General features: G+C 62.4%; 20 protein-coding genes. 14 read left to right on the forward strand and 6 right to left on the reverse strand.

The genetic code is table 11. From position 1 onward, the window contains the following. Nucleotides 1–72: 72 nt before the first annotated feature. Both KQ296_RS07530 and KQ296_RS07535 read left to right on the forward strand, forming a co-directional pair. Nucleotides 73–831 carry a bifunctional 2-polyprenyl-6-hydroxyphenol methylase/3-demethylubiquinol 3-O-methyltransferase UbiG gene (locus KQ296_RS07530; RefSeq protein ID WP_011933866.1) on the forward strand — a complete coding sequence of 253 codons (759 nt, stop codon included), beginning with the start codon at nucleotides 73–75 and terminating at the stop codon, nucleotides 829–831. An 8-nt stretch (nucleotides 832–839) separates the two neighbouring features. Next, nucleotides 840–1,301, forward strand: a complete 462-nt coding sequence (locus KQ296_RS07535) for a DUF2127 domain-containing protein (RefSeq protein ID WP_011933865.1) — start codon at nucleotides 840–842, stop codon at nucleotides 1,299–1,301. A 12-nt stretch (nucleotides 1,302–1,313) separates the two neighbouring features. On the opposite strand, the gene rpmA is transcribed toward KQ296_RS07535, so the two are convergent. Both rpmA and rplU read right to left on the reverse strand, forming a co-directional pair. Continuing rightward, on the reverse strand, nucleotides 1,314–1,583 hold the full coding sequence (rpmA, locus tag KQ296_RS07540) for a 50S ribosomal protein L27 (protein ID WP_011933864.1): 270 nt from the start codon (nucleotides 1,581–1,583) through the stop codon (nucleotides 1,314–1,316). Between the two features lie 43 nt (nucleotides 1,584–1,626). Further along, the gene (gene rplU, locus KQ296_RS07545; RefSeq protein WP_011933863.1) at nucleotides 1,627–2,001 is read right to left on the reverse strand and encodes a 50S ribosomal protein L21; all 375 of its coding nucleotides are present in this window, start codon (nucleotides 1,999–2,001) and stop codon (nucleotides 1,627–1,629) included. Nucleotides 2,002–2,127: 126 nt separating this feature from the next. Here rplU and KQ296_RS07550 point away from each other — a divergent pair, with 126 nt between their 5' ends. The 3 genes from KQ296_RS07550 (at nucleotide 2,128) to kaiC (ending at nucleotide 4,976) form a co-directional block, all read left to right on the forward strand. After that, a complete protein-coding gene (locus KQ296_RS07550) occupies nucleotides 2,128–3,015 on the forward strand; it encodes a circadian clock protein KaiA (protein WP_011933862.1) in 888 nt (295 codons plus the stop codon). Further along, nucleotides 3,012–3,371, forward strand: a complete 360-nt coding sequence (kaiB, locus tag KQ296_RS07555) for a circadian clock protein KaiB (protein ID WP_011933861.1) — start codon at nucleotides 3,012–3,014, stop codon at nucleotides 3,369–3,371. The genes KQ296_RS07550 and kaiB overlap by 4 nt, the downstream gene beginning before the upstream one ends. A 66-nt stretch (nucleotides 3,372–3,437) precedes the next feature. Then, nucleotides 3,438–4,976, forward strand: a complete 1,539-nt coding sequence (gene kaiC, locus KQ296_RS07560) for a circadian clock protein KaiC (RefSeq protein ID WP_011933860.1) — start codon at nucleotides 3,438–3,440, stop codon at nucleotides 4,974–4,976. Here the strand turns inward: kaiC and KQ296_RS07565 are convergent, their stop codons facing one another. Both KQ296_RS07565 and purD read right to left on the reverse strand, forming a co-directional pair. Beyond that, a complete protein-coding gene (locus KQ296_RS07565; protein WP_011933859.1) occupies nucleotides 4,977–7,022 on the reverse strand; it encodes an ATP-binding protein in 2,046 nt (681 codons plus the stop codon). A gap of 24 nt (nucleotides 7,023–7,046) precedes the next feature. Next, nucleotides 7,047–8,363, reverse strand: a complete 1,317-nt coding sequence (gene purD, locus KQ296_RS07570) for a phosphoribosylamine--glycine ligase (RefSeq protein WP_011933858.1) — start codon at nucleotides 8,361–8,363, stop codon at nucleotides 7,047–7,049. Between the two features lie 101 nt (nucleotides 8,364–8,464). On the opposite strand from purD, the gene KQ296_RS07575 reads away from it, so the two are divergent. From KQ296_RS07575 to KQ296_RS07615, 9 genes are all read left to right on the forward strand, one after another. Beyond that, complete coding sequence (locus KQ296_RS07575) at nucleotides 8,465–9,469, forward strand: hypothetical protein (RefSeq protein WP_011933857.1); 1,005 nt, start codon at nucleotides 8,465–8,467, stop codon at nucleotides 9,467–9,469. Further along, entirely contained in the window at nucleotides 9,466–10,218 is a 753-nt protein-coding gene (purC, locus tag KQ296_RS07580) for a phosphoribosylaminoimidazolesuccinocarboxamide synthase (RefSeq protein ID WP_011933856.1), read from the forward strand. The genes KQ296_RS07575 and purC overlap by 4 nt, the downstream gene beginning before the upstream one ends. A 46-nt stretch (nucleotides 10,219–10,264) precedes the next feature. Further along, nucleotides 10,265–12,559 (forward strand): BamA/TamA family outer membrane protein, encoded by a 2,295-nt coding sequence (locus tag KQ296_RS07585; RefSeq protein WP_011933855.1) that lies wholly within the window; start codon nucleotides 10,265–10,267, stop codon nucleotides 12,557–12,559. Beyond that, nucleotides 12,559–13,413, forward strand: coding sequence for a UDP-3-O-acyl-N-acetylglucosamine deacetylase (lpxC, locus tag KQ296_RS07590; protein ID WP_011933854.1), 855 nt, complete (start codon nucleotides 12,559–12,561; stop codon nucleotides 13,411–13,413). The genes KQ296_RS07585 and lpxC overlap by 1 nt, the downstream gene beginning before the upstream one ends. A 5-nt stretch (nucleotides 13,414–13,418) precedes the next feature. Continuing rightward, nucleotides 13,419–13,889: a 3-hydroxyacyl-ACP dehydratase FabZ gene (fabZ, locus tag KQ296_RS07595; protein ID WP_041428667.1), complete on the forward strand. Its 471-nt coding sequence runs from the start codon at nucleotides 13,419–13,421 to the stop codon at nucleotides 13,887–13,889. A gap of 2 nt (nucleotides 13,890–13,891) precedes the next feature. Further along, nucleotides 13,892–14,746 (forward strand): acyl-ACP--UDP-N-acetylglucosamine O-acyltransferase, encoded by an 855-nt coding sequence (gene lpxA / locus KQ296_RS07600; protein WP_399240767.1) that lies wholly within the window; start codon nucleotides 13,892–13,894, stop codon nucleotides 14,744–14,746. Beyond that, nucleotides 14,746–15,939: a lipid-A-disaccharide synthase gene (gene lpxB / locus KQ296_RS07605; RefSeq protein ID WP_011933851.1), complete on the forward strand. Its 1,194-nt coding sequence runs from the start codon at nucleotides 14,746–14,748 to the stop codon at nucleotides 15,937–15,939. The genes lpxA and lpxB overlap by 1 nt, the downstream gene beginning before the upstream one ends. Continuing rightward, nucleotides 15,939–16,574, forward strand: coding sequence for a peptide-methionine (S)-S-oxide reductase MsrA (gene msrA, locus KQ296_RS07610; protein WP_011933850.1), 636 nt, complete (start codon nucleotides 15,939–15,941; stop codon nucleotides 16,572–16,574). Before lpxB ends, msrA begins: the two co-directional genes overlap by 1 nt. A 156-nt stretch (nucleotides 16,575–16,730) precedes the next feature. After that, nucleotides 16,731–16,913 carry a hypothetical protein gene (locus KQ296_RS07615; RefSeq protein ID WP_011933849.1) on the forward strand — a complete coding sequence of 61 codons (183 nt, stop codon included), beginning with the start codon at nucleotides 16,731–16,733 and terminating at the stop codon, nucleotides 16,911–16,913. On the opposite strand, the gene KQ296_RS07620 is transcribed toward KQ296_RS07615, so the two are convergent. Next, entirely contained in the window at nucleotides 16,910–17,158 is a 249-nt protein-coding gene (locus KQ296_RS07620) for a hypothetical protein (RefSeq protein ID WP_011933848.1), read from the reverse strand. The two genes, KQ296_RS07615 and KQ296_RS07620, sit on opposite strands and share 4 nt — an antisense overlap. Before the next feature lie 24 nt (nucleotides 17,159–17,182). Then, nucleotides 17,183–18,664 (reverse strand): leucyl aminopeptidase, encoded by a 1,482-nt coding sequence (locus tag KQ296_RS07625; protein ID WP_011933847.1) that lies wholly within the window; start codon nucleotides 18,662–18,664, stop codon nucleotides 17,183–17,185. Between the last annotated feature and the right edge of the window lie 16 nt (nucleotides 18,665–18,680).

Consider the following 18,680-nt stretch of genomic DNA (forward strand, 5'->3'; position numbering starts at 1 on the left):
GCAGGAATGGTGCAGGGTTTCGACTGTGGCACCTGGCTCGCACGTAAGTTTGCCGGCATCAGCAGGCAGGTCATGCAGCCAGAGATTGCGACCGGAGACGTGACGATCCAGGAGTTTCTGGCCAGTGGTTTTTCAGTGAAGGATCACCTCGCCTCCTATCTCTCCCTGTCAAAGGCTGAGGTGGAGCAGCGGCTGCCTCAGAGCAAGGAGGATCTGGCGGCCATGCATCCCGGTGCTTTTGATCCCGAGCGCGCGGAGATGTTTTATGAAGACACTGTGGGCACAGGCCACTTGCTCGAGTTGGCGGCTTGGCATCTCAGCAGTGCTGATTACATCGCCGACACCCTGCGCCTGCAGCAGCAGTTCGCCCATGGGGATGTGCTGGATTTCGGAGGGGGCATCGGCACCCATGCCCTCGCGGCCGCTGGGTTGAGCGACGTTCGGCACGTGTGGTTTGTGGATCTCAATCCCCAGAACCGCGCGTTTGTTGCCCAGCGCGCGGCAGCGCTCGGTCTTGAAGATCGGCTCTCCGTGCATCGCGATCTCGAGAGCCTTCCCGGTCAGAGTTTCGACACGGTGGTTTGTCTGGATGTGCTGGAGCATCTGCCCGATCCGGCCGGCCAGCTGATGGAGTTTCATCGCCGCCTACGGGCTGGTGGACGGGCCGTTCTGAACTGGTATTTCTTCAAAGGACATGAGGGTGAGTACCCCTTCCATTTCGACGATCCAGAGCTTGTCGACAGCTTCTTCCGTTGCCTCCAAGGGCATTTTCTGGAGGTCTTCCACCCCTTATTGATCACAACCAGGGTCTACCGTCCGCTCGAGACCTGAGCAATTCGATGGCGCAGTCCCAGGGCCAAGGACGCTGGCTGATCAAGCTGATCGTCTTGAAAAAAGTCCTGCTCGCGCTCGTTCTGTTGGCGATCAGCCTTGCTGCGTTCTTCGGTCAAAGCCACTACGCCGAGCTGTCGGATTTCGCCCAGACCTGGGGACAAGCCGATCGCGAACTGCTCTCCCACATGGCGGAGAAGGGCACTGTTCTGGGTCCCACGCGCCTGCTGCGGCTGGCGGTTGCATCCTCGGTGTACTCCGGGCTGATCCTGTTGGCTGCTTGGGCCACCTGGACAGGTCGGCATTGGGGTGAGTGGCTCCTGGTGGGTGTGCTCGCGCTGGCTCTGCCACTGGAACTTGCCCATCTGTTCCATGAACCAAGCCCCAGAACGGCGATCGTCCTGGGGCTCACGGTTCTCGGAATGGTCGTCACCCTGAAACAGGCGTTGCGTTCATCCCGGAATCACTGACGACTGCGCCGTTCAGCCGGCTGCGGTGGCCACGTTGATGCGCTTGCGATTGCGCAGGCCGCGACGGATGGTTTCGAATTTCACGACGCCGTCGGTCAGAGCGAACAGGGTGTCGTCTTTGCCTTGGCCAACATTCACACCGGGGAGAACGGATGTGCCGCGCTGGCGGATCAGGATGGATCCGGCGGTGACGCTTTCGCCGCCATAGGCCTTCACGCCGAGGCGCTTGGAATTGGAATCGCGTCCATTGCGGGTTGAACCTGTGCCTTTCTTATGTGCCATGGGGTGGTGGTGAAGATTGTGAAGGGGCTGAGGGTGGTTCGAATCAGCTGATGGACTTGCCGCCGACGGAGATGGACTGAACCATCACCCGGGTGAGTTCCTGCCTGTGACCATTCTTACGACGGGTTTTCTTCTTGGGTCGCATTTTGTAGACGATCACCTTGGGGCCGCGGCGATGGGCCATCACTTTCAGCTCAACGCTGGCGTCCTTCACATAGGGCTTGCCGAGGGTTGTTCCCGTGGCGTCCTTCACGAGGAGCACGTTGTCGAGCGTGACCGTGGCATCGACATCAGCCTGAAGGCGGTCGAGGTCGTAATAACGGTTGGGTTGCAGCCAGAACTGCTGGCCTGAGGCCTCAACGATGGCGTAGGTGCCGGTGTCGGGAGCGGCGGATTGGCTGGTGCTGGTTTCGGCCATGAAACGAAAGGACGCGGTCAGGCTCGGCGAACCGATTTGGCCTGAACCGCAATCGAAAGACAAACAAAGATCTTCGGCCTTTGCTGTCCCCTTCGTCAAGATTCAGCTCAGGACCCTGCGCGGTGGATGGCTCGTCCAGCACTCACGATCGCTCTGCTTCTCACCTCAAAGGAGCTTGTGGATGCTTGTACGCAGTGGCTGCCCGTGAACCGTTACAAGCCTGTGGATCTGCACCAGGCCGCCTCCGGTGAAGGACTTCTCGAAGTCCTGGCCCATCAGCGTGAAGCGGTGGATGCGGTGGTCATTGAGCAGTCGCTTCTCGACGAGACCACCCGCGAAGGTCTGCGTCGCGGCGGGTTGCTCTTCCCGGCTGTGGTGGTTGGAGAACTGATGGGGCGGGTGGACTACCACCCGGAGGAGGTGCATCTTCCTGTCGATCAGCTTGAGCAGCTGGGATACAACGTGGACGCCGCCATTTCCCGGTTTCTGCGCCAGGGCCAGAAGGAAGCAAGGCCGGAGGATGGATCGGCACCGTCCTCCGCCGAGAGCGCAAGCAGTGCGTGGAAGCTCTCGAGCCGTCTTCAGGAGCGCCTGGGCTACCTGGGTGTGTTTTACAAGCGGGACCCATCCCGTTTTCTGGCCAACCTCCCCCCTGATGAGCAGCGGGAGCTGTTGCGGTCCCTGCAGCGCACCTACCGCGATCTGTTGATCAGTTACTTCCGTGATCCGGCCGCGGCCAACCAGGCCCTGGAGAGTTTTGTGAATACGGCCTTCTTCGGCGACCTGCCCATCACCCGCACTGTGGAGATCCACATGAATCTGATTGACGAGTTCTGGAAGCAACTCAGACTTGAAGGGCACAAGAACGATTTTCTTCAGGACTATCGGCTCGCTCTGCTCGACGTCATGGCCCATCTCTGCGAGATGTATCGCCGCTCCATTCCCCCCGAGGTCGCTTTGGCGGTCCCGTCAGAGCAACGCCGCTCCCTGATGGATTCGGAGGTGTCCTCATGAGCCCACGGAAGACCTACATCCTCAAGCTCTACGTGGCTGGGAACACGCCCAACTCGATGCGTGCTTTGAAAACCCTGCGCAACATTCTTGAAACGGAATTCAAAGGCGTTTACGCCCTCAAAGTGATTGACGTTCTCAAGAACCCGCAGCTGGCGGAAGAAGACAAGATCCTGGCCACACCGACGCTCTCCAAAATCCTGCCTCCTCCGGTGCGCCGCATCATCGGCGATCTATCGGATCGGGAGAGGGTGCTGATCGGTCTGGACCTTCTCTACGACGAACTTGCCGACAACAGCCTCACATCGACGCTGATGGATGCGTTGGAAGATGCAGACACAACGGATTCAGATTCTTAAGCCAGACCGTGTGCTTGACCGTTTGCTTCGTTTTTCTCTTTAGCGTTTCTCCATAAGCTCGCCATCATGCAGATCTCCAGCTCCAGTGGTTCGCCACAGATGCAGGTTCAGAAGCTCCCAACAGGGATTGAGGGCTTCGATGATGTCTGTCAAGGCGGTCTGCCGATCGGTCGCAGCACCTTGATCAGCGGAACGTCCGGAACTGGTAAGACCGTTTTTTCGTTGCACTTTCTGCACAACGGCATCGCTCACTTTGATGAGCCGGGAATTTTCGTCACCTTTGAAGAGTCGCCCCTCGATATCCTGCGTAACGCCGCCAGCTTTGGTTGGAACTTGCAGGAGATGGTGGAGCAGGACAAGCTCTTCATCCTTGATGCATCACCCGATCCCGATGGTCAGGATGTGGCCGGAAGCTTCGATCTGTCGGGTCTGATCGAACGCATCAACTACGCCATTCGTAAATACAAGGCCAAGCGGGTGGCCATCGATTCGATCACGGCGGTGTTCCAGCAGTACGACGCGGTGTTTGTGGTGCGTCGTGAGATCTTTCGCTTGATCGCCCGTCTGAAAGAGATTGGTGTCACCACGGTGATGACCACGGAACGGATCGACGAGTACGGCCCGATCGCTCGCTATGGCGTTGAGGAATTCGTCTCCGACAACGTGGTGATTCTGCGCAATGTGCTCGAGGGCGAGCGTCGCCGGCGCACGGTGGAGATCCTCAAGCTCAGGGGAACCACGCACATGAAGGGGGAGTTCCCTTTCACCATGGGAGCCCATGGCATCAGCATCTTCCCCCTCGGAGCGATGCGCCTCACCCAGCGCTCCTCGAATGTGCGGGTCAGCTCCGGAGTGCCGCGGCTCGACGAAATGTGCGGGGGTGGCTTCTTCAAAGACTCCATCATTCTTGCCACCGGTGCCACCGGAACCGGCAAGACCCTGCTGGTGTCGAAGTTCATCGAGGATGCCTGCCGGAATGAAGAGCGGGCCATCCTGTTCGCCTACGAGGAATCACGCGCCCAGCTGCTGCGAAATGCCACCAGTTGGGGCATCGACTTCGAGCAGATGGAGCAGGACGGGATGCTGAAGATCATCTGTGCCTATCCCGAGTCGACAGGTCTGGAAGATCACCTGCAGATCATCAAAACCGAGATCAGTCAGTTCAAGCCCTCGCGGATGGCGATTGACTCGCTCTCTGCTTTGGCCCGTGGCGTCAGTCACAACGCCTTCCGGCAGTTTGTGATCGGTGTGACCGGTTATGCCAAGCAGGAGGAGATCGCCGGATTCTTCACGAACACCTCTGAAGAGTTCATGGGCAGCCACTCGATCACGGATTCCCATATCTCCACCATCACCGACACGATCCTGCTTCTGCAATACGTGGAAATCCGTGGGGAGATGGCCCGGGCTCTGAACGTGTTCAAAATGCGCGGCTCATGGCACGACAAAGGGATCCGCGAATTCGTGATCACGGGCAATGGTCCTCAGATCAAGGACTCCTTCTCCAATTTCGAGCGGATTATCTCCGGCGTTCCCCATCGCGTGACCACCGACGAGCGCAGCGAACTCTTGCGCATTGCCCGGGGCGTGGATCCCGATGCCTGATCAGGCTTCTCGCTGCCGTTCAGCCTTCCACTGCAATTCGTCGGGATCTTCCTGAGCCAGCGGTAGATCAAACCAAAAGGTAGTGCCGACATCGGGTTCACTGGCCATGCGGATTTCGGTTCCATGCTTTTCGAGGATGCCGCGCACGATCGACAGGCCCAGACCGGTCCCCACTTCTGTGTGCACGGCATTTTCAACTCTGTAGAAACGCTCGAAGATCCGCTGTTGATTGTCGGGACTGATGCCGTAACCGGTGTCGCAGATCTCGACGCGCATGCGCGGAAGCGGTGAAGCGAGTGGGCAGGTTGGCCCTTCGCTTTCCGGGTGCGCTGGTGTCATCTGGCAACTGTCTGGCCAGGTGTAGGCACGGATCATCAGCTGACCGCCTTTGCGATTGAATTTGAGAGCGTTGCCCACAAGGTTGTCGAGCACCTGGAGCAGCAGATCCCAGTTGCCCAGAATGTCGGGGAGGTTTGGATCCGCTTCAAGGCTCAGTTCCACTTGCTTGTCGGATGCATTGAGCTGATAACTGCGCAGGGTTTGCTCCAGCCCTGGACGGACTTCAATCGGCGCGAAGGTGACGCTGCGGCTGGATTCCAACCGCGATAGATCGAGCACATCATTCACCAGTCGCGTCAGGCGATCGGTTTCAGCGTTGGCAATGCCCAGAAACTCCTGTCGGTCTTCGTCGCTGAGCAGATCCCCCATGTCGTGCAGGGTTTCCACGTAGCTCTTGATGTTGAACAGAGGCGTACGCAGTTCGTGGGACACGTTGCTGATGAAGCGGCTCTGAGCCGCGTTCAACTCCACTTCGCGGGTCAGGTCCTGGATCGTGACCGCCAAGCCTTTCAGGGTTTCTCCACTGGGTTCCCGCACAGCTTGCAGAACGAAACGGAGGGTTCGTGCTGGATCACCGATGCTGCTGCGCAGCTCGTTGGTGTCGGTGCGGTTGCTCGAGACGGCCTCGAGTGGCTCATGCAGTTCCACGGCGAGGAGCTCGGGGAGTTCGTTGAGAAAGTCTTTCCCCTCGAGGTTGCGTCCTTCCCAGCGGAAGAGACGCCGAGCTGTTGGATTGGCGAGCACGATCCGTCCATCGCCATCGAGGAGAACGGCGCCATCCGCCATGGTGGCGATGAGCGAGGCCTGTTTCACCTGCGCGGCTTGCAGTTCCTCGATGTTGGCTGCGTCGTAAACCTGCAGCTGGGAAGCCATGGCGTTGAAGCCATCCAGCAGTTCGCCAAGTTCACCGCCCACGGGGAGGCCGATACGGGCGCGGAAGTCGCCATCGGCGATCGAGCGCACGCCGCGAAGCAACTCCTTCACCGGTCGGGTGATGGTGAGGGCGTTGAACACGGCCCCCAGGATCACCAGCACCCAGATGGAGATGAACACCGCCACCGTCACCTCCCGGGTGAGGGCCGCGCTCGCGAGAGCCGTTTCGTTGGGGTTCACCCCGAGGGCCAACACACCCAGATAGCGGTCTTGTTCCACAAGGGGAACGAACACATCGGTGACCAGGCCCTGGGGGGTGATGTGCTGCCGCACCAGGGGGTTCTTGGGGCGGTTGCGCATTTCCGCGGGGAGCTCCAGGCGTCGATTCAGGCGGAGATCACCATCTGAGGTGCTATTGCTTCCGCTAATGGGAATCCCCAGGTAGACGATTCCTTCCGGATCGGCGAAAAAGATGTAGCGGAGGCTTCGGCTGGATCGCCAGAACGTTTCGGCCACATTGGCCAATTCCCGATCGCGCCCTTCGGCAACGAGTTCGCTCACATTGCCCGCGAGCAGGAGCCCGAGATCCCTGGCATAGCGGGTGTCGTTCATGGCGGCATCGCGCTGGATGCCATTGAGCGCGAAGAAGGTGATGCCCGTCATCATCAGGCTCACCACCAGGGTGGCCACCGCCAGCAGTTTGGTTTGAAGGCTGAATTCGGCCCACCAAGCGCTAATGCGCTCTGTCCAGTTTTGGTCGTCACTGGGCTTGGAGTCGATCACCGCCCATGAGGCCCGGCCATCGTTCGAGGCCGTCGCTGGTTCGCTGGCCATGGCTTCGACTTGCGTTGGCTGAGCCTAAGACCGGCGCACCTGATGACCAATGTCTCTGCGGTATTGCATTCCTCTGTAGTCCACCGTTTCCAGGGCCTGGTACGCGCGAGCAAAGGCCTGGTCGAACGTGTCAGCTTGGGCCACCTGGGTCAGGACCCGCCCTCCACTGGTGAGCAGGCGACCGTCTTGATCCCGGCGGGTCCCGGCGTGGAACAGCTGGCGCTGGGGATCGTCGTCCGGCGCCAGGAGAACCACATCCCCTTTTTTCGGTGCGTCGGGGTAGCCCTCGGCGGCGGTTACCACGCAGGCGCTGCAGGCCTCGGTGATGGTGAGCGCTGGGGCCAGATCCAGGCATCCCAGGGCGCAGGCCTGAAGCACCTGGGCCAGTTCCGGCCCCATCAGCGGCATCAGGGTTTGGCACTCCGGATCCCCAAACCGGCAGTTGAATTCGATCACCTGGGGGCCGGTCGCGGTGAGCATGAGGCCGGCGTAGATCACACCCCTGTACTGAATGCCGCGGTTGCGCAGGGCACGCAACGTTGGCGTGAGCACCTGCGCCCTCACCTGCTCGAGGCCGGCGGCGTCGAGGAGCGGGGCTGGGGCATAGGCGCCCATGCCGCCGGTGTTGGGACCCCGATCTCCTTCGAGCAGACGCTTGTGATCCTGGGCGGGGGGGAGCAGCACCATGCGTTCGCCATCGCAGAGGGCGAACACGGAGACCTCAGGTCCTTGCAGACGTTCTTCGAGCACCAGGCGTTCGCCGGCGCTGCCGAACCGGCCTGCGAAGGCCTCCTGGATCGCTGCTGCAGTGGCCTCGATGGTCTCGGCCACGGTGACCCCCTTCCCGGCGGCCAAACCATCAGCTTTGACGACCAAAGGCCGCTGCAGGCGATCGAGCACGGCCAGTGCTTCGGGGAGTTCCGAGACAGCCCAGTGCCCGGCAGTGGGAATTCCTCCCTCCTGCATCAGTTGCTTGGCCCAGGCTTTGCTGGCCTCCAGCTGTGCACCATCGGCACCCGGTCCGAACACCGCCAGTCCGGCTTCCCGCAGGCGATCGGCCACCCCAGCGGCCAGGGGGGCTTCCGGGCCGATCACCACGAGATCGATGGCATGGTCGCGACAGTGCGCGATCAGGCCGTCGGCATCCAGCTCGCTGATCCCGAGAGCCCGGCAGCCTTCCAGATCCAAGGTGCCGCCGTTGCCCGGGGTGACCCAGACCTCGTTGACCCCTGGGCAACGGCGCAGCGCCCAGGCCAGGGCCTGCTCCCGGCCGCCACCGCCCACCACAAGCAGGCGGTGCAGGGGGGGCAGGGACTGAGGACGGGGGCTGGAATGGGCCATGGAGGCAGGCGTGATGGTCGAAGACCCTTAGGTTTGAACGCCCGATCACGGTCGACGATCGTGATGGGATCCATCCATCTTTGTTGAGCGCCTGCCGGCCCATGGGTTTTCTTCCCCTGTCCCTGACGCTTCTGCTGGCGGCAATCCCTATTCCGGTGGAGGAGTCACGGCTTCAGAACGATGCGGCTCCGGTGCTGGAGCAGGCGATGGCGCCGGAAGCCTTCGAGGCTGTGCTGCTCGAGGGCGATCTTCCTGCGTTGCAGCTGGCCTGTGCGGATGCCGCTCAGTTCGGGCTGGAGGAGCGATTGCGCTTGTTGCGCAATCGCTTGATGGAGGTAGCACCGGCTCCCCAGCCCTTTGCGGTGGTGATGGCCAACGCTCGGGCGCTGATGCAGTGCAAGGCGCCCGACAGTGTGCCTGTGGTGCTCAGTCGCTACGGCCCAGCGCCAGGCCAGCAGCGCAGGGAGTGGCTGCTGCTCTCCTGGCGTGCGGCCGCTGCGGCTCTGGATCAGGAGCGGGCGATCCTGGCCCTCCTGCGCCTGGCTGAAGGCGATCCTTCCCGACTGGAGGCTGAAGCGCTTGTGGTGGGGCTGGATGATGCCGGGCAGCCGTTAACGCGGTCTGGTCTTGATGTGCTCGCGGATCACCAGATCGCCAACGGCGACGCAGCTGAGGCTGTGATCACCCTGCTGGCTGGGCGTCGTACCGGAGAGGCGGCTGCCCGCCGGCTTGGTTTGGCGTCCGAGCTGTTGGGTGAGCTGGAACCGGAGCGCAGCGGGCCGCTGTTGGAAGCGGCTTTGGATCAGGCGGCCGCTGTGCAGGCCTGGAATTTGGCGGAGGATCTTCTGCGGCTGCAGCTGACGCTGGAGTTGGAGAACGGCGGCACTGGAGATCGTCCGCGCGAGCGTCTGCGCCGCCTGGCCACGCGGGTGGATGATCGCTTCACCCTCTTGGATCTCGATCGCGATGCGCCGGTGTTGACGCCGGGTCAACGGGAGCAGCTGGATCAGGAGCTGCGCTCCCCGCGCGCGCCGGGAGGGCATGCTGCACTGGGAGAATCAGAGGCTTCCGAGGCCGACGCGACCGTTTTCTCCGCACAGCCATGACCCTGTCCCACGGCGAGCTCCTTTACGAAGGCAAAGCCAAACGCATCTATGCCAGCGCAGACGACCAGCAGGTTTTGGTGGAGTTCAAGAATGACGCCACCGCTTTCAATGCCCAGAAGAAAGCCCAGCTCGAGCACAAGGGCCGACTGAACTGCCAGATTTCGGCCTGCCTGTTTGAGCTGCTCGAGCGCCATGGCATCCCCACGCATTACGTGGGTGTTGCCGATGCCACTTGGATGGTTGTGCAGCGTGTGGAGGTGATCCCGATCGAGGTGGTGCTGCGCAACACGGCCACCGGATCGCTGTGCCGAGAAACCCCGATCCCCCAGGGCACAGCCCTCGATCCCGCCCTGCTCGACCTTTATTACAAAGATGATGCGCTGGGAGATCCGCTGCTCACAGATGCCCGGATCGCCCTGCTTGGTGTGGTGAGTGCGGAGCTACGCCAGCGCATGGAGGCGCTGGCCCGTCAGGTGAATGCTGTGCTGCAGCCGTTTTTCAAAGACCTGGGCTTGCAGCTGGTGGATTTCAAGTTGGAACTGGGCCTGAATCAGGCCGGTGAGCTGCTGGTTGCTGATGAGATCAGTCCTGATACCTGCCGCCTCTGGGACCTCAGCAGCACCGATGCCAATGAGCGCATTCTCGACAAGGATCGATTCCGCAAGGATCTCGGCGGCGTGATCGAGGCCTACGGGGAGGTCTGCAAACGGGTACAAGGGGCATGCCCACAACCCCGGAACTGCGGGTAGGTTCTCCAGACGTTTGTGGCCTGTCCGGCCGACTTCCGTCTCCCCCATGGTGACCTTCTCCTCCCGCCGAACCAGGACAACCGTTCGGCGGAGCGTTCTTGGAGTGGCGCTATCGCTGCCGCTGATGGCCCTTCCGGCCAGGGCGCAGGCGGAGGCTGAAGCAGTTCAAGTTGAGGCCTCTGAAACCGAAGTGGTTCAGGCCGGCGGTGCCTCTGGAGAAGTTGAGGTCGAGCAGAGCACGTCTGAAGAGATCGACGTGACGCCGGCGGCGCCGGCTCAAACCGCGCCTGCCGAGCAAGCACCTGCGGCAGAAACGCTTCCCCAGGCTCCCGCCAGCCCCAGGGTGTTGATCACTGAGGTGATCATTGAAGGCATCGCCGATCATCCGGAGCAGGAACGCCTTGAATTGGCGGCCTACGACGCGATGAGCGTGCGTCCGGGCAGCCGGGTGACCCGGGAGGAGCTCAAGCTCGACCTCGACGCCATCTATGCCACTGGTTGGTTTTCCGATGTACGCATCGAGCCGATCAACGGCCCGCTCGGTGTGCAGCTGGTGGTGCAGGTGGTGCCCAATCCGGTGCTCACCCGGGTGGAGCTGGAGCCAGACGACAACAAAATCAAGCCGGAGGTGATTGAGGACACGTTCAGCTCTGACTACGGACGCACGCTCAACCTCAACGAGCTGCAGCTGCGCATGAAGGAGCTGCAGAAGTGGTACGCCGACGAGGGGTATTCCCTGGCCAGGGTCAGTGGGCCGACCCGTGTCAGCCCTGATGGTGTGGTGCAACTCAAGGTGTTGATCGGCACCGTTGATGGCGTCCAAGTTGAGTTCATCACCAAGGAAGGCGAAACCACCGACGACAAGGGCGAGCCGCTGAAGGGCAAAACCAAACCCTGGGTGGTGACCCGCGAAATTTCGATTGAGCCGGGCGAACCTTTCAACCGCAAACAACTGGAAGAGGACATCAAGCGCCTCTACAGCACCTCGCTGTTCAGCGACATCAAGGTGACCCTCAAGCCTGTGGCTGGGGAGCCGGGCAATATCACCATTGTGCTCGGGATCGTGGAGCAATCCACCGGCTCCCTCTCCGGTGGTTTGGGATACAGCCAGAGCCAGGGTGTGTTCGGTCAGGTGCAGCTGTCAGACAGCAACCTGCTCGGTCGCGCCTGGAATCTTGCGCTCAACATCACCTACGGACAGTTCGGTGGTCTTGCCAATTTCACCTTTACAGATCCCTGGATCAAGGGAGACAAGCACCGCACATCCTTCCGGACGTCCATCTTTTTGAGCCGGGAAGTTCCCCAGGTGTTCCAGAGCCAGAACGAGGGCGACATCGTCACCGTGACGGATTACGAGGACAACAACTCCAGGTACGCCTACGACATCAACAACCGGAACAACCCTGCAGACCGGCGCTTCAACAATGTGGCCAATGCCAGCAGGCAGTTCCCTGAAGAGAGCTGGTTTGATTTCGAAGGCGACTCCGTTGCCCTGCAGCGAATCGGAGGCAACGTTATTTTCGCCAGACCCCTCAACGGCGGTGACCCGTTCAAGAAGGTGCCCTGGCAGGTGCTGGCTGGTGTGAATCTCCAGAATGTGCGGCCGATCAATTTCAACGGCGACACCCGGCCCTACGGCGTGCCCAGCGGCAACATTCGCGACGGCCGCATTCCCAACGACGAGGTGATTTGCGTTGCCTTTGATTGCGCGGACGAAAACAACCTGGCCAGTGTGCGTTTTGCGGCCACCTACAACACCCTCAACGACGGTCGCAATCCCACCTCCGGAAACTTCTTCAGTTTCGGTACGGAGCAGTACGTGTCCATCGGACCGAACTCACCAACTTTCAACCGTTTCCGAACCACTTACACCCACTTCATTCCCGTGAAGTGGCTCAAGTTGTTCAAGGGTTGCCGACCCAAGCCCGGTGAGAAGGAGAACTGTCCTCAGGCGCTCGCCTTCCAGGTGAAGGCCGGCACGATCGTGGGCCAATTGCCTCCCTACGAAGCCTTCTGTTTGGGTGGCTCCAACTCGGTGCGCGGCTGGTTCGACTGCGACCTGGCGGTGGGCCGCAGTTTCGGTGAAGCCACGATCGAATACCGCTTCCCGATCATCAGCATCTTCTCCGGCGAGGTGTTCTTCGATGCCGGTACGGATTTCGGGACCCAGGCCAGTGTTCCCGGTAAGCCCGGTCAACTGCTCAAGAAGCCCGGATCAGGCGTCTCCCCTGGTGTGGGTGTGATCGTGACCACGCCCGTGGGTCCGCTGCGACTGGAAGTGGCCAGCCAGGACTTCACCGGGGAGTGGCGCTTCAACCTGGGTGTGGGCTGGAAGTTCTAATGGTTCGCTGGCCCGTTGATTACGACGGTGCCTGGACCCTGGCTGGGCCTGTGCATCGCAGTGGAATCGGCTTGCACAGTGGCCAGCCGGTGTCGGTGACGCTGAAGCCGTCGCTCGAACCGGGGGTGTGGGTGCAGTGGGCGTCCGATGACGCTGCGCCCGTGCGGCTCGCGCCGTCCCAGGTGCGTGACAGCCAGTTGTGCACCACCCTCGATCTCGGCAGCCGTCGGCTGGCCACCGTGGAACACCTGTTGGCAGCGCTGGCGGGGTGTGGGCTCACCCATGCCCTGCTCGAGGTGGATGGAGAGGAGATTCCCCTGCTCGATGGCTCAGCCCTGGGCTGGGTGGAGGCGATCGCGGAAGCGGATCTGCTGGAGGTTCCCGGTTGGCATCCGCAGCGCCCCGAGCTCGAGCACCCACTTGCCCTGCATCGCGGCAGCAGTGTGATCACCGCGACCCCGGCCGAGCAGTTCAGCGTGGTGGGCGTGATTGATTTCCCTCAGCCGGCGATCGGCAGGCAGCAATTCACGTTGGAGCTCACGCCGCAGCGTTTCGTTGAGGAGATCGCTCCGGCTCGCACCTTCGGGTTTCGGGACCAGGTGGAGCACCTGCGTGCTGCGGGCCTGATCCAGGGTGGGGCGCTTGATAATGCCCTGGTGTGTGATGGAGAGCACTGGCTGAACCCACCGCTGCGCTTTCCGGATGAACCGGTGCGCCATAAGCTGCTTGACCTGATCGGCGACCTGGCACTCGTGGGATTCCCGCGGGCGCAGGTGCTGGTCTACCGCGGCTCCCACGGTCTGCATGCCGACCTGGCGGCGGCCCTGGCCGATCGTTCCCCTGTCCAGCCCTGACTGTTTTGACACCTTCCTCCGCCAACGACGCTGTGACTTCCCAGCCCGTGCTCAACGCCGAGCAGATCATGGGTTTGTTGCCGCACCGTTACCCCTTTGCCCTGGTGGATCGGGTGCTGGAGCACGTTCCTGGTGAAAAGGCCGTCGCCATCAAGAACGTGACCCTGAACGAGCCCCAGTTCCAAGGGCATTTCCCCGATCGACCGCTGATGCCTGGTGTGCTGATCGTGGAGGCGATGGCTCAGGTGGGCGGTTTGATCGTCACCCAGATGCCCGATCTCCCCAAAGGCCTGTTCGTGTTCGCGGGCATCGACGGCGTGCGTTTTCGCCGTCCGGTTGTTCCGGGTGATCAGCTGCGCATCAGTTGCGAGTTGCTCAGCCTCAAGCGTCAGCGCTTCGGCAAGGTGAAGGCGGAAGCCACGGTGGAGGGCCAGCTGGTGTGTTCTGGCGAGCTGATGTTCTCGCTGGTGGATTGACCATGATGAGCGAACAGCATTCCACTGTTGTGACTGCCGAAAACCGGCCTGCCCAAGTGCACCCCCTCGCGGTGGTCGACCCACGCGCTGAGCTCGCAGCGGGCGTGGTGATCGGTCCGGGCGCGGTTGTGGGCCCCGACGTGCGCATCGGGGCTCATACCTGGGTCGGCCCCAATGCCGTGCTTGATGGTCAATTGGTCATCGGGGAGCACAACAAGATTTATCCCGGCGCCTGCCTCGGACAGGAACCTCAGGATCTGAAATACAAAGGTGCACCCACGGAGGTGGTGATCGGCGATCACAACACCATTCGCGAGTGCGTCACCATCAACAGGGCGACCGATGAGGGTGAACAGACCCGCATCGGCGATCACAACCTTCTGATGGCTTACTGCCATCTCGGCCACAACTGTGAGTTGGGCAACGGCATCGTGATGTCGAACAGCATTCAGGTGGCCGGCCACGTGCTCATCGAAGACCGGGCGGTGATCGGTGGTTGCCTGGGGATTCATCAGTTCGTGCACATCGGTGGCATGGCGATGGTGGGCGGCATGACCCGGGTGGACCGGGATGTGCCGCCTTACTGCCTGGTGGAGGGACACCCGGGTCGGGTGCGTGGCCTCAATCGGGTGGGACTGCGCCGGCGGGGCCTTGATCGCAAGGACGATGGCCAGGAGCTCAAGCAACTGCAGGAGATCTGGTCGTTGCTGTACCGCTCGGAGCATGTGATCGCCGATGGCCTCAAGCTGGCCCGGGAGCAGTCCTTGCTGCCTCTGGCGGATCACCTCTGCTCCTTCCTGGAGCGCTCCATTGCTCCGGGGCGTCGTGGCCCGATGCCGGCTCTCGGCTCGCGCTGATGGTGCGATTGCTGATCAGCACCGGGGAGGTGTCCGGTGATCTGCAGGGAAGCCTGTTGATCGAGGCCCTGCACCGGCAGGCTGCCCGCAGGGGCTTGGACCTCGAAGTGCTCGCCCTCGGTGGCAGCCGCATGCAGGCGGCGGGTGCTGAACTGCTGGCGGACACGGCGCCCATGGGCGCGATCGGCCTGTGGGAGGCCTTGCCTCTGGTGCTACCGACCTTGAAGCTGCAGGCCCGCGTGGATCACGTGCTGCAGCAGCGACCCCCTGATGGGGTGGTGTTGATCGATTACATGGGCGCGAATGTGCGCCTGGGCAACAATTTGCGGCGGCGGTTGCCTTCGATTCCGATCACTTATTACATCGCACCTCAGGAGTGGGCCTGGCGCATTGGTGATGGGGGGACCACCCAGCTGCTCAAGTTCACCGATCGGATCCTGGCCATTTTCCCGGAAGAGGCGACGTTCTATGCCAGTCGGGGCGCAGACGTGACCTGGGTTGGCCACCCCCTGCTCGACAGTGTTGCCAACCGTCCGGACCGGGCTGCTGCCCGCGCGCGGCTGTCGCTGCCGCCGCAAGGGCGGCTGCTCTTGTTGTTCCCTGCATCCAGGCCTCAGGAGCTGAAGTACCTGATGCCGGTGTTGGTGGAGGCTGCTGCCCGCCTTCAGGCCCGGGATCCCTCCCTGGATGTGATCGTTCCGGCCGGATTGGCCTCCTTCGAGCAGCCCCTCAAGGAGGCCCTGGCTGCGGCTGGTGTGCGTGGCTCCGTGGTGCCGTCCGCAGACGCCGACACCTTGAAGCCGTGGTTGTTTGCGGCAGCCGACCTGGCTCTGGGCAAATCGGGCACGGTGAACCTTGAGCTGGCGCTCCATGGTGTGCCCCAGGTGGTGGGCTATCGGGTGAGCCGGGTGACGGCCTGGGTGGCCCGTCACCTGCTGCGCTTTCAGGTGAAGCACATCTCTCAGGTAAACCTGCTGCTGGGTGAGCGCCTGGTGCCGGAGCTGCTCCAGGATTCATTTGATGCGGACCATCTCGTGGAGCTGGCGGCGCCGCTGCTCGCTGATGACGCAGCGCGGCAGGCCATGTTGAGTGGCTACAAACGGCTCACCGAAACGCTGGGCGAGCCTGGCGTGACCGATCGCGCCGCCCGCGCCATTCTCGACCAGCTGCCCCCCACCACAACCGCCTCGTGATGCGCCTCGTTCTGCCTCTGTTCATGGTGGGAGCCCTGCTGTTTGGGGCTCCTGGATCCGTGTTTGCGGCCGTGGAGAATGCCGTGCTCGCCGGGGGATGTTTCTGGTGTTTGGAGAGTGATCTGGAGAAACTTCCCGGGGTGCTGTCGGTGGAGAGTGGTTACAGCGGCGGCAGCGTGGCCAAGCCCACGTACCGGCAGGTGACCAGCGAGACCACGGGGCACCAGGAGGTGGTGGAGGTGCGGTTTGACCCGGCCAAGATCAGCTATCCCCGCCTGCTGCAGTCGTATTGGCGCAATGTGGATCCGTTCGATGGTGGTGGCCAGTTCTGCGACAGGGGCGATTCCTATCGGCCGGTGATTTTCACCAACAGCGAAGCTCAGGCTCAGGCTGCCCGTGCCAGCCGCGCTGCGGCCGCCAGAGAGCTGGGGGTGCCTGAAGCCAAGATCAAGGTGGAGATCAAGCCCCTCAAAAAGTTCTGGCCTGCCGAGGGGTACCACCAGAACTACGCCAAGAACAACACGCTGCGCTACCGCTTCTACCGGTTCAGCTGCGGTCGTGACCGCCGGCTCGATCAGGTGTGGGGCCCCAAAGCCCGCAGCGGCGCTGCCTGGAGTACGCCGGCCAAGCGTTGACAAGGGCGTGCCAGTTGGCCTAACAGATTCTGTGGAAATTCTGTAGTCGTTGATCCGTTCTGATTCAGCGACTTCTCAGTGAAGGTGCGGGTTTTACCCCCTCCTCTTCCTCGATCGATCTGCGTACCATGGCCTCGGGACGCGTAGGAGGTCTGTATGTATCTGCTGACCATCAAGGACGGTCTTGTGACCCGTCACGTGGGCCCGTACCCATCGCCGAAGCAGGCGTCCGATGATCTTGATCGGGTGATGGCCAGCTGCTCAGAGCGGGCCCGTTGGCAGATTCATGCTCTCGAGCATCCCCTGTCGGTGATTGAGACCGCTGCGGTGGCCTCTTAGGGAGACGCATGATCAGACCGCCGGCCCGGGTAGCCGCGCAGCAGGCCGGATTCGATCATCAGCCCCACGCCAGCATTGATGGCGATCAGGCTGAGGGTGCCGTACCAGAACCAGGGGCCTCGATCCTGACCAAGCATCTGCACGATGCGCCGACTCACCGCTTCCCCGAACAGGCAGAGCCCGGCGGGAAGCAGCAGCACCCCCAGCTGGGCTCGGATGTACCAACGCAGGGGTTTGGAAGCCATGACGTGCGGTGACGGCCCCCGAACTTAGGTGTTGGCCTGGTTGGTGATCCAGTTCACCAGGGTGCGAACCCCGTAGCCGGTGGCTCCCGATGGATCCAGCCCCCGGCCCTTGTCGCTCCAGACCGTACCGGCGATGTCGATGTGGGCCCAGGGAATGCCGGCATCGACAAACTCTTTGAGGAACAGGGCGGCTGTGATCGAACCACCCGGCCGGGGGCCGGTGTTTTTCATGTCCGCCAGCAGGGATTTGAGCCCTTTGCGGTAAGGGCTGTGCAGGGGCATGCGCCACAGTCCCTCGCCGGCGGCCTGGGCGGCCATCTCCAACTGGGAGGAGAGGCTGTCATCGCCGCTCCAGAGGCCAGCGATTTCATCACCGAGCGCGATCACACAGGCACCCGTGAGGGTGGCCAGATCAACGATGGCGTCGGGTTTGAGCTTGCAGGCATACACGAGGGCGTCGGCGAGGGTCAGCCGCCCTTCGGCATCGGTGTTGTTGATCTCAATCGTGGTGCCGTTCGAGGCGGTGACGATGTCGCCGGGGTGCACGGCGGAGCCGTTGATCATGTTTTCGCAGGAGGCCACCAGCATGTGCACCTCCACACCGGCCGGACGCAGTTCTGCGATCGCGCGCATGGCGCCGAACACGGCCGCGCTTCCGCCCATGTCGAACTTCATCATGTCGATCTGGGCGGCGCCCACCTTGAGGTTGTACCCGCCTGAATCGAAGGTGAGCCCTTTGCCCACCAGCACCAGCCGCTTGCTTGCTGCGTCGTTGGGGCGGTAGGTGAGGTGGATGAATTTGGGGTCCATGTCCGACCCCTGGCACACCGAGAGGAAGGAGCCCATGCCGCGCTCTTCGCAGTCGGAGCGCTCGAGGATGGTGAGCTCCAGGCCATGTTCATGGGCCAGGTGGCTGGCGGTGCGTGCCAGTTCTGCCGGGGTGACGCTGTTGGGCGGGGCGGCAACCAGCTCGCGGGCCAGTTCCACGCCGGCGCACACCGGATGCACCGCTTCCAGGCCGTGGGACAAGCCTCCGGGCAGAGATCCCAGCAGCTCAAGCTGGTCGGGTTTGGGGCTGGGTTCGGGCTTGCTGCGGAAGCGCTCGTCGCTGTAGAGCGCCAGACGCACCGCTTCAGCGGCGGCGGCGGCATCCTCCTCGGGGGTGTCGCTGCTCCAGGGAAGCAGCAGGCCCAGGGTGCCCCCTTGGCCCTGCGCAGCCCTGGCGGCGGCGGCGGCAGCCAAGCGCAGGCGGTCGCGATCCACGCTGGAGGCCTCTCCCAGTCCCACCAGCACAAGGGCCGTGCAGTCGCTGCGCAACAGGGGCAGGCTGACGCAGTCGCCGGGTTTGCCGCTGAAGGGTTTCTGCTTCAGCCAGTCGCTGAGCTGCAGGCTGAAGCGCTGCTCCATGGCCGCCACCAGGCCCTGGGGGTCGTTCTCAGGGATGCCGAGGGCCAGAACGGAACCGCTCCAGGCCTCAGGGGTGGCCGGAGAGAGGGAGATCTTCATGGGGAGCCGATGCCTG

The sequence above is a fragment of the Synechococcus sp. CS-197 genome, assembly GCF_025128215.1.
In the GTDB taxonomy this organism is placed as follows: domain Bacteria; phylum Cyanobacteriota; class Cyanobacteriia; order PCC-6307; family Cyanobiaceae; genus Synechococcus_C.